The 11,187-nt window shown below is 38.6% G+C and carries 10 protein-coding genes; 1 reads left to right on the forward strand and 9 read right to left on the reverse strand.

Translation table 11 applies throughout. The features are described from left to right. Positions 1-22: 22 nt before the first annotated feature. The 9 genes from TZ94_RS09195 to TZ94_RS09235 form a co-directional block, all read right to left on the reverse strand. Positions 23-1,066, reverse strand: a complete 1,044-nt coding sequence (locus TZ94_RS09195; protein ID WP_045616132.1) for a dihydrolipoamide acetyltransferase — start codon at positions 1,064-1,066, stop codon at positions 23-25. A 421-nt stretch (positions 1,067-1,487) separates the two neighbouring features. Further along, positions 1,488-2,480, reverse strand: coding sequence for an alpha-ketoacid dehydrogenase subunit beta (locus tag TZ94_RS09200; protein ID WP_006150669.1), 993 nt, complete (start codon positions 2,478-2,480; stop codon positions 1,488-1,490). A gap of 16 nt (positions 2,481-2,496) precedes the next feature. Continuing rightward, the gene (locus TZ94_RS09205; protein WP_045616134.1) at positions 2,497-3,465 is read right to left on the reverse strand and encodes a thiamine pyrophosphate-dependent dehydrogenase E1 component subunit alpha; all 969 of its coding nucleotides are present in this window, start codon (positions 3,463-3,465) and stop codon (positions 2,497-2,499) included. Positions 3,466-3,646: 181 nt separating this feature from the next. Next, on the reverse strand, positions 3,647-4,987 hold the full coding sequence (locus TZ94_RS09210; protein WP_045616137.1) for an MATE family efflux transporter: 1,341 nt from the start codon (positions 4,985-4,987) through the stop codon (positions 3,647-3,649). 42 nt (positions 4,988-5,029) lie between these two features. Further along, positions 5,030-6,298, reverse strand: a complete 1,269-nt coding sequence (locus TZ94_RS09215) for a dihydroorotase (RefSeq protein WP_045616139.1) — start codon at positions 6,296-6,298, stop codon at positions 5,030-5,032. Positions 6,299-6,310: 12 nt separating this feature from the next. Next, positions 6,311-6,775, reverse strand: a complete 465-nt coding sequence (locus tag TZ94_RS09220; RefSeq protein WP_001135775.1) for an NUDIX hydrolase — start codon at positions 6,773-6,775, stop codon at positions 6,311-6,313. A gap of 9 nt (positions 6,776-6,784) precedes the next feature. Then, entirely contained in the window at positions 6,785-7,438 is a 654-nt protein-coding gene (locus TZ94_RS09225; protein ID WP_045616141.1) for a uracil-DNA glycosylase, read from the reverse strand. 11 nt (positions 7,439-7,449) lie between these two features. Then, a complete protein-coding gene (locus tag TZ94_RS09230) occupies positions 7,450-8,205 on the reverse strand; it encodes a DUF4336 domain-containing protein (RefSeq protein WP_045616188.1) in 756 nt (251 codons plus the stop codon). Positions 8,206-8,275: 70 nt separating this feature from the next. Further along, positions 8,276-8,968: a YjjG family noncanonical pyrimidine nucleotidase gene (locus tag TZ94_RS09235; RefSeq protein WP_045616143.1), complete on the reverse strand. Its 693-nt coding sequence runs from the start codon at positions 8,966-8,968 to the stop codon at positions 8,276-8,278. Positions 8,969-9,357: 389 nt separating this feature from the next. Between TZ94_RS09235 and TZ94_RS09240 the strand changes: the two genes are divergently transcribed. Further along, positions 9,358-11,187, forward strand: a 1,830-nt coding sequence (locus TZ94_RS09240) for an Ig-like domain-containing protein (RefSeq protein WP_045616145.1), incomplete at its 3' end; no start/stop codon positions are given.

Raw genomic sequence — 11,187 nt, forward strand, 5'->3', positions numbered from 1 at the left:
TATATTTCTAATAATAAATACTTTAAACCAACATTGAGATTGGGTTTTCAATCAAAGCTTTCAGGTCTTTCATAAACTTAGCACCAGCCATACCATCTACGACACGGTGGTCAATTGTCAATCCAAGACTCATAATTGGACGAATCACGATTTCACCATTTACTACAACAGGTTTTTCAACTGTTGAGCTAACACCGAGGATGGCTGAGTTCGGTTGGTTGATGATAGGACCAAATGATTGAACACCAAACATTCCCAAGTTACTGATAGTGAAAGTTGAATTTTGCAATTCGCTAGGAGCTAGTTTACCATCCAAAGTACGTCCGATAACATCTTTAAATGCAACAACCAATTCAGACAAGGTCATCTTTTCAGCATTGTAGACAACTGGTGTCATAAGACCATTATCCATACCAACAGCCATCGCAAGGTTGACGTAGTTGTGGGTGATAATTGTCTTACCATCTTCCGTTAATGACGCGTTAATGTATGGGTGTTTCATAAGAGTCTTAACAACCGCTAGAGAAAGCAAGTCTGTAACAGTGATTTTCTTACCAGTTGCTTCCATAATTGGATCAAGAACTTTCTTACGAAGGGCAAGCAATTCAGACATATCTACATCATAGTTAAGCGTAAAGGTTGGAGCAGTTAAGTATGACTCAACCATACGTTGAGCAATAACCTTACGCATAGGAGTCATCGGAATGCGTTCGATTTCTCCATAAGGCGTTACGTTGTCTGGAACTTCTTCCACTTTCTCAATTTGAGCAGGTGATTTAATGGTGTCATTTTCGATATTTTCAGGAAGATAGGCCAAAACGTCCTTCTTCATGATTTTACCACGATGACCTGTTCCTTGGATTTCTTGCCAAGCAATATTATGTTCTAATGCAATTCGTTTTGCGAGTGGTGAAATGCGAACCACGTTAGTGTCTTTATATGTTTCCACGTCTTCTTTGTGGACACGACCGTTTGCGCCTGAGCCAGAAATGTCATAGAGATTAATTCCTAAATCATCCGCTAATTTTCTAGCTGCAGGAGTCGCTCTTAGCTTATCATCAGCCATGACCTCTCCTATTCTATTTATGATGCAAAGGGCATCAAAAGTCACAGTGAAAATGGGAAAATTGACGAAGAAACTTTAGTTTCTAAGAAAGTTTATCTTTTTCACACAGACTTTAGCCCGAGTTCATTTTTAAGATATCAAGAACGTAGAGGACAAAGAAAAAATAGGAGATTGAGGCTGTGTTCGATGAACACAAGGAAATCTATCTTTTTTCACAGTCCTCCGTCCGGATTCAATTCTACAAGCAACTTGGATACACACGTATCTCAAGTTGCTACGATTGCCGCTATCAGGCGGTCAACCTAGTAGACTTACTAATTCGTTCGTCGAATAGAATCGATTCGACTCACTCATGTCGCATTTTATCTATTTCAAAATGAAAGATAAAACCACGAATATGTTACATAATTTATTTTATGTATTATTGTTTGTTATGAGTTTTACGGATTGCATCTTTGATGCTTTCAACTGTCGGAATCATTGCATTTTCAAGATTTTGTGCATAAGGCATTGGTACATCCTCACCTGCACAACGGCGAATAGGTGCATCTAAATAATCGAACGCTTCTGATTCTGAAATAATAGCTGAGATTTCACCGATAAAACCACTTGTCTTGTGGGCATCGTTGACAAGAACTACTTTTCCAGTCTTCTTAACTGAATTAATAATGATGTCTTTATCAAGTGGAACCAAAGTACGTGGGTCTACTACTTCTACTGAGATGCCTTCTTCGGCCAATTCTTCAGCTGCTTGCATAACACGACGAAGCATTTTTCCGTATGTTACTACTGTTACATCAGTTCCTTCACGTTTGATTTCTCCGACACCAAGTGGGATAGTATAGTCTGGGTCAACAGGTACTTCACCTTTTTGGTTAAATTCTGATTTGTATTCAAGAATGATAACAGGGTTGTTGTCACGGATAGAAGACTTAAGAAGTCCCTTCATATCAGCTGGTGTACCTGGAGCTACAACCTTCAATCCTGGGATATGCGTAAACCAAGATTCCAATGATTGTGAGTGTTGAGCTGCAGAACCAACTCCATTACCGGCCGCACAGCGGATTGTCATTGGTACTTGCCCTTTTCCACCAAACATGTAACGAGTTTTAGCTGCTTGGTTGACGATATTATCCATGGCAATAACTGAAAAGTCCATGAAAGTCATATCAACGATTGGACGAAGTCCAGTCATAGCAGCACCAGCAGCAGCACCAGAAATTGCAGCTTCTGAAATTGGACAGTCACGTACACGTTCTGGTCCAAATTCTTCAAGCATACCTACAGATGTACCAAAGTCTCCACCAAAGACACCGACATCTTCACCCATCAAGAGTACATTTTCATCACGACGCATTTCCTCAGACATTGCAAGGATAATGGTATCGCGGAAAGACATTAATTTTGTTTCCATATTTCTCTACTTCTCCTTAGTCTGCGTAAATATCTTCAAAAGCTGATTCTAGTGGAGGGAATGGACTTTCTTCTGCAAACTTAACAGATGCTTCCACTGCTTCCTTGACTTGAGCCTGAATTTCTTCAAGTTCTTCTGCACTAGCAATTTTATTTTCGACTAGGTACTTGCGGAGGTTTTCGATTGGATCTTTTTCCTTCCACTCATCGACTTCTTCACGTGTACGGTATTTACCAGGGTCTGATGATGAGTGACCAAGCCAACGGTAAGTTACGCTTTCGATTAAGACAGGGCCTTTACCAGAACGAACATGGTCAACTGCTTTCTTAAATCCTTCATATACATCAATTACATTGTTTCCGTCAGGAATAAACATACCAGGAATACCGTAAGCAGCGCTACGCTCGTGAATATGCTGAACATTAGTCATTTTCTTGATGTCAGCAGAAATTCCATAACCGTTATTGATACAGTAGAAAATAACTGGAAGATTCCAAATTGAGGCCATATTAACAGCTTCGTGGAATACACCTTCGTTAGTCGCTCCATCACCAAAGAAGCAGACAACGATTTTACCAGTATTTTTCATTTGTTGAGTAAGGGCAGCACCTACTGCAATCCCCATACCACCACCAACAATACCGTTGGCACCAAGGTTACCTGCATCAAGGTCAGCGATGTGCATTGATCCACCTTTACCTTTACAAGTTCCAGTATACTTACCAAGGATTTCAGCCATCATACCATTAAGGTCGATTCCTTTAGCAATGGCTTGACCGTGACCACGGTGGTTTGATGTGATAAGGTCATCTTCATTAAGAGCTAACATAGCCCCAACGTTAGCAGCCTCCTCACCAACAGAAAAGTGCGTCATTCCTGGCACTTTCCCTTTTTTTACTAATTGAGCAATTTTTAAATCCATACGACGAATTTCTTCCATCTTACGGAACATCTCAAGCAAAAGATTTTTATCTAAAGTTGACATAATCTTGCCTTTCTATGTTTAATTTCTTACATTTCTATTCTAACTTATAGGTTAATGAGAGTCAAAGAATATGCTTGCTATTTTTTCACAATATAAAAAAAGAAAAGTCAATGAAATCAAGACTTTTCTTTACATAAAATGACTATTTCACAAAGTGATTTTCAAGGATACTTTCAACGAATTATTTGAATCTTTTCATAATAACTTGTAAACGCCACTGATAGAGTAAACCACTGATTACTAAACTTATGATAAGACCAATCCAGTACGAATAAGCGCCTAGATTTGTCGAATAGTCCAAAAGCCATCCAAGAGGAATAGCTACCCCCCAGTAACCAAGGAGACCGAGATAGAAAGGTATGCCTGTATCTTTATAGCCTCGTAAAATACCTTGTAACGGAGCAGCAAATGTATCAGCCAACTGGAAAAATAGGCTATAGGTCATAAAACTTGCAGTTAATTGAATAAATTCAGGATCATAACCGTAAAGTCTCGCAACATTTTCTCGGAAAATATACAAAAAGGAGAGAGTCAAAACTGCGAATACCATAGCAGATAAACGCCCAATTTTGATGTATTTCTTAGCATCTTCTAGCCTTTTGGCTCCAACTTCGTAAGACACCACAATCGCCATTGCTGTTGAAATACTCATAGGAAAGGCGTACATGAGAGATGAAAAGTTCATAGCAGACTGATGACTAGCTATTATCAATGATGAAAACTTCGCCATAATCAAGCCAACTGATGAAAAAATAGCAACCTCTGCAAATACGGTTCCACCTATCGGTAGTCCTAATCTAATTGCTTCTTTTATCTTAGCCTTATCTAAGGGTAAACGTTTCTCTAAATGCAGCTCTTTCAGTTTTTCTTGTTTAAGAAGAACTAGTATAGAAATTAACAACAAAGCCCAATAAGCCAAGGAAGTCCCAAGTCCTGCTCCTGCACCTCCTAACTCAGGTAAACCAAAGGCTCCATAGATTAGTAAATAGTTAAAACCACTATTGAGAGGTAGCAATAAAAGCATTAAATACATGGATAGTTTGGTCAGTCCCAGCGCATCAAGTAATGAACGAATAACACTAAAGAGTAAAAGTGGAATAATCCCGATTGCTAAAAACCATAGATAGCGTACTGCTATATCAGCTACTGCTGCTTCTAAACCCATATTGTTTAGAATTAGTGGCGCAGCAAGAAAAACTAAAGCAAATAGAACAATTGATAAACCAAGTGAAAGATAAAGAAATTGATAAAAATCAGAAGCCACTTCATTTTTCTTTCCTCGACCCAAATGATGTCCAACTATAGGAACCAAGGCTGAGACAATACCAGTTAGGAAGGTGAAAAAGGGATTCCATAGACTTGTCGCCATTGATACCCCAGCCAAATCTATAGTATTATACTGGCCAGTCATGGTCGTATCGACAAAAGAAGCGGAATAATTGGCAAATTGATAGACTAGAATTGGAAAGAAAATCTTAAGAAATAAGATAAATTTGTCTTTAAAATGATGGGTTGGGTACATATCGTCTCTCTCTAATTAATGATTCGAAAGAGCAGATTTCACCTAGTTCTTATAGACAATCTGTCCATTACAGATTGTGTATTTGACCTGCCCTTTCAAAGATTCACCGATAAATGGTGAATTCGCTGCTTTAGAAGCAAAATGACTATCCACGATTCGGTCCGCTTTATCATCAAAAATTGTAATATCCGCTGGACCGTTTTCTGATAGATAACCTGCTTCAAAGTTATAAAGTTTTGCTGGGTTGTAGGACATTTTTTCTAACAATTGCATTAAACTCAACTCGCCAGCTTCCACCAAATAGGTTAAACCTAGTGACAAAGAAGTTTCCAAGCCTGTCATACCTGATGGCGCTTTGGTAATATCCTCAACATTTTTCTCGTCAGCATGGTGAGGCGCGTGGTCAGTAGCAATGACAGAAATGACTCCAGATTTTAAACCTTCAATGACAGCACGACGGTCTGATTCCAAACGAAGAGGTGGATTCATCTTAGCGTTACTTCCTTTAGTCAAAAGCAGAGCTTCAGTCTTCGAAAAATGCTGTGGAGCAACTTCTGCAGTTACGTTTGCTCCCATATTTTGAGCAAACTCTACAACTTTAACACTCTCTTCCTTAGACAAATGCTGGATATGAACATGGGCTTTTGTTGCATAGGCGATCATGACATCACGTGCAATCATTGCATACTCTGCAACCCCTGTAGCGCCACAAATATGGAAGTGTTCTTTAGCAATGTTTTCATTAAAACCTAGCGTACCATTAAGACCAGGATCTTCTTCGTGCAGACTGATAAAAGTGTTGAGTTTTTTAGCCTCTTCCATAGCTTCTTTAACTACTTTACTACTTTCAAGAGGAATTCCGTCATCAGAAAAACCAACTGCCCCTGCTTCTAAAAGGGCTTTAAAATCAGTTAAGTCTTGACCATTAAAGTTTTTGGTAATTGTAGCCACAGACTTAACGTTAATTTTTTCCTTGGCTGCTGATTGAAGAACTTCCTCTAAAGTCTCAACATCGGAGATAGTTGGATTGGTATTAGCCATCATAACGACAGTTGTAAAACCACCTGCAGCTGCTGCTAAAGCACCTGTATGAATGTCTTCTTTATGTGTTTGACCTGGTTCACGGAAATGAACATGGATATCTACCAATCCAGGTGCTACAACTAAGCCTGTTGCATCAATGACTTCTGCACCTTCTTCACTAATTTGTGATGCAATTTTTATAATTTTCCCTTCATCAACCAAAACATCACAAACTTGATCCAAACCAGACTTTGGATCCATTACACGGCCATTTTTGATTAGTAACATATCTATACTCCTTTACTCGTAGAAATCCACTTGTGTGTCCAATAATTTATCACCATCATAGACAAACTTGGCTGAAAAGAAGGGTTTATCCTCTAAGAGCCACTCAACAAAGGTGTGGTCACCTTCCCAGGTCGGCTTGCTAAGAACTTCATCATAAGGAACCCATTCTAAGGTACCTTCATTACAATCAATCAATTCACCCTCAAATTCAGTCACCTTAAATACATAGGTGTACCAGTCTAAATCTGGTGTGAATTCAGGAAAAGTGATAACTCCCTTTAAAACCGGCTTAGCCTTCAACCCTGTTTCTTCTAATATCTCACGTGCAGCACATTCTTGTGGAGTTTCCCCGCGTTCTAACTTACCACCTACACCGATCCATTTTCCTTCATGAACATCATTAGGCTTTTTATTGCGATGAAGCATGAGCAATTCTTTTCCATTATCAATATAGCAAATTGTCGCTAACTGAGGCATTTTCTCTCCTTATCTAAGCCATTCGATTGGCTCTTGTCCTGTCTCTTTTAAAAATGCATTGGCCTTAGAAAAAGGCTTGGAACCCCAAAATCCTCTGTAAACAGAAAGAGGACTTGGATGGGCTGATTCGATAATCAAGTGGTGAGGGTTGGTAACCAAGGCCTTCTTTTTACGTGCATATGCTCCCCAGAGTACAAAGACCACTGACCTATCTAGATCATTGACAACCCGAATCACGGCATCAGTAAAAGGCTCCCATATCTGCCCAGCATGACCATTGGCCTGCCCAGCAGGAACCGTCAAGCAAGCATTGAGAAGTAAGACACCTTGCTCAGCCCAAGACGTTAAATCATGGGACTTCTTAGCTCCGATGTCATCCGACAATTCTTTCAAGATATTTTGCAAGGACGGCGGCGCTGGGATAGCATCGGGTACAGAAAAACTCAAACCCTGCGCTTGATCTGGCCCGTGATAGGGGTCTTGCCCTAGAATCACCACCTTCACTTCTTCAAGCGGTGTTGTCAAGAGAGCCTGAAAAACCTTCTCCTTAGGTGGATAAACAGTTCCCTGAGCATAGACCTGTTCCATAAATTGATTGATTTTCCCAAAATAACCTTCAGTTAATTGCTCCTTAATCAAAGCATGCCAAGATGAGTGTTGCATCGCCAACTCCTTTATCGTATCCATCTAAAGGCACGTCTTAATTCATCCGTACCATTTTTAAAAAAGCATAAACCATGTGCAAGAATGATCTTATCCGGTTTCCAGTTTAACATACGGGCAAAGGAAACCTTTGCTTCCCTTTGCCTTCCTATAAAAGTCATCCGATAGTCAATAGGAGTTTGACCATCAGGAGCTGTTACACGAGCTAAACGATAGAATCTTCTGCGAATTGGACTAGCTATTTTTTCAGGTTCAAAATTCTCTATAAGGTCTGTTAAAATAAGTGTTTTAGTTGATTTATGAAAAAACACCACCTCTTCGATGACAGAACTTCCCTTAAAAATAAGCTGTTCAATCTCATCAGACCATAGGTCGGGAGCCATATCTGTTAAAGGAGCATCAAATTTTACCTTGACATTCTGACTTTTCGCTCTCTCTTCAACTCCTGGACTAGACCATGCTTGTGCATGAGGATATCTTTTTCTCCAATCTGAAATATAGGCGTAGTGAATCTTATTTGGTGAAATCAGGTAAGCGACTTTGCCCAAAGCGTCCAGTTCAGTAAACAGTCCCTCATTTGGCGCAATCGGAGAGTGAATCCAAAGTTTGCCATCATTTAACTTAACCACCGTCATACGTGTCTGAAAAGGAAGTTTGAAGATCTTCACGTCCATTTGAATCAAATCACCATCTACTATCCAGATATTTTGATCAACTTCCTTTAGTGAATACAACGGTTCATAAAGAGAAAGAATTGGCCTAGACATCATTTACTGCTACCGCTCCTTCATTTATACTGCCTCTATTATAGCAAAAAGTGGCTATCTAAACCACTTTTTACAGTTTATCTAAGATTTCTAGCAAAGCCTGATAAGAGTCGACTTCATAAGTTGGATGAGCTTGGGTCATATTTTCCAGATGATGAGGATTGTACCAGATAGTATCGATGCCAGCATTATTCCCCCCCTGAATATCAGCTGATAAGGAGTCGCCAATCATAAGGGCATGATCTTTATCAAAGTTAGGGATTCGAGCTCCAATTTTCTCATAAAATGCTGCATCTGGTTTTTGGGTATGGAGTTGCTCTGAAATGAAGATTTCCTTGAAAAATGGTGCAATACCAGATTGTTCCAAACGTCCTGTCTGAATAAAGGTAATTCCATTTGTAGCACCATAGAGTTCATAGCCCTTTCTTATCAATTTTTTTAATAAATCTTCTACACCTGGGAAAGTCTGCCCCTGTTTCGATAGGAAAAACTGGTAGCGCCCTGCTAAGTAGGCCCCATCTTTTTCAATACCAAAATGAGCAAACAATTTTGCAAAACGTGTATTGACCAATTCTTTTTTTGTAATCTTTTTTAGCTCCAAGTCCTTCCAAAGTAATTTGTTCATAGGTACATAATAATCCTTGTACGCTTGGATATCCTCTACTCCTTCTTCTTCTAAGAGTTGCGTCAGAGCTATATCCTCACCAGCATCAAAATCGAGTAGTGTGTGATCGAGGTCGAAAAGTAAAAATTTATAATACAATTTAGAAATTTTCCTTTCTAAAAATACATTTAAAATATTATAGCATAATTGCATTTCTATAGACAAATAGCTATTGCTATTAGCAATGATTACATAAAATAAGTTTTTGTTAAACGAATATCAACTTTTAAAACTATAGAAATTATTTAAAAATTTCTTAAAAAAATATATACTCAACTTCCATTTCACATATTTAAATTTGCTGTTAATATTATTTTGTGATATAATTCACCTATAGGATAGTTTTAGTAATAGACTAGGAGGAGGCCAGTAATAAGGGTGTCTATAAAATCATCCTATATAAAATAATTGATTCAGGGAGTATTACTTAAAGTACAATATTTTTTTGTATCTTAAGAATACCAATCTAACAAAAGGGAAGGAAAATAATGAATAACAAAAAGAAATTGGGAATCTTTTCTTTTATTATTTGCTTATTGACAACTGTCTTTGTATTTAGTTTGAATAAAACTTTTGCTGAAACTCCTGAGATTTCAGTAACTGGAAAATTTGTAGATGCAATTACAGATGTCAAAGTTGTAAATAATGAAGGTGGAGATTTAACTTGGGATTTAGCGCAATGGGCTACATTCCGTATCAATGCAAATTTTGATTTATCTGGAAAAAATGTCAAAGCAGGGGATACTACTGTTATGACTGTACCAGACGCTTTGGTGATTAATTCACAATCATTCGAAATTCGTGATATCAATACAAATGAGATTATCGCTTACGCTAAAGTAAATGCGGATAACAAGTCCATTTCTTTAACTTATACAGATTATGTTGAAAAACATGACGATACAAAAGGCTCTTTCTTCTTCTATGCTCGTGTTGATTTCAAAAAACACCCTCAACAAGGAGAAATTCCTGTTGAAATTACGATAAACAAAGAAACAAAACCTGCTGGGAAGATTACATTTAAAGGTATCGGAGATGGAGATCCAAAAGTTTTAACAAAGACTAGTTGGGTTAACGAGGGAGACAAAAGAGAGGTCCAATACACTATTTCAGTCAATCGTACAAAACAAAACATCAAAGATGTAACGATTGAGGACCACTTGCAATTTACAAATGCTAGCTATGTAAAAGATAGTATTAAAGTTATCAAAGGTAAATTCTCTTTCGAAACTGGTGAATGGGTATTCTCGAATCGTGTTGATGTAACTGACCAACACAAGATTACCGTTAGTGAAGACGGTCAATCCTTCGTTATTGAACTAGGGAACATTACAGAAGAAGACCAGTATCGTATTTCTTATAACGTTCGTTTAAATTATGATCCTGTAGATGGTGAGGTCTTGAGAAATGAAGCAACTCTTAAAGGTGTTGGTATTGAAAGTAACAGCGTAACTAATGCTGCTGCAGTTCAAATTGCTGGTGGTGCTGGTCTTGGTTATGTATACTCAATCAATATCCATAAAGTAGATGAAGCGAATCAACCACTTAAGGGTGCTAAATTTAAAGTAGTTCGTCAAGCTAACAATCAAGTTATTGGTGAGTTTGTATCAGATGATAATGGTAATATTGCTGTTAACAAACTGTTGAAAGATAAATATATCATCTCCGAGGTTGAAGCACCATCCGGCTATGTCATCAAGGATGCGGATACAGAAGTTAACGTTGAAGATTTTGGAGCTGATCGTTCAGTAACTAAAACAATTGTGAATCCAAAAGAAGAAACCACTACTACGACAACTACTACGACAACAACTGAAGAGCCTACAACTACTTCAACTACGACAACAGAAGCTCCTACAACAACAGAAGCTCCTACAACAACAGAAGCTCCTACAACAACAGAAGCTCCTACAACGACAGAAGCTCCTACAACAACAGAAGCTCCTACAACAACAGAAGCTCCTACAACAACAGAAGCTCCTACAACAACAGAAGCTCCTACAACGACAGAAGCTCCTACAACGACAGAAGCTCCTACAACAACAGAAGCTCCTACAACAACAGAAGCTCCTACAACAACAGAAGCTCCTACAACAACAGAAGCTCCTACAACGACAGAAGCTCCTACAACGACAGAAGCTCCTACAACGACAGAAGCTCCTACAACAACAGAAGCTCCTACAACGACAGAAGCTCCTACAACGACAGAAGCTCCTACAACGACAGAAGCTCCTACAACGACAGAAGCTCCTACAACGACAGAAGCTCCTACAACGACAGAAGCTCCTACAACGACAGAAGCTCCTACAACAACAGAA

This window comes from Streptococcus infantis (genome assembly GCF_000960085.1).
Lineage (GTDB): Bacteria > Bacillota > Bacilli > Lactobacillales > Streptococcaceae > Streptococcus > Streptococcus infantis_C.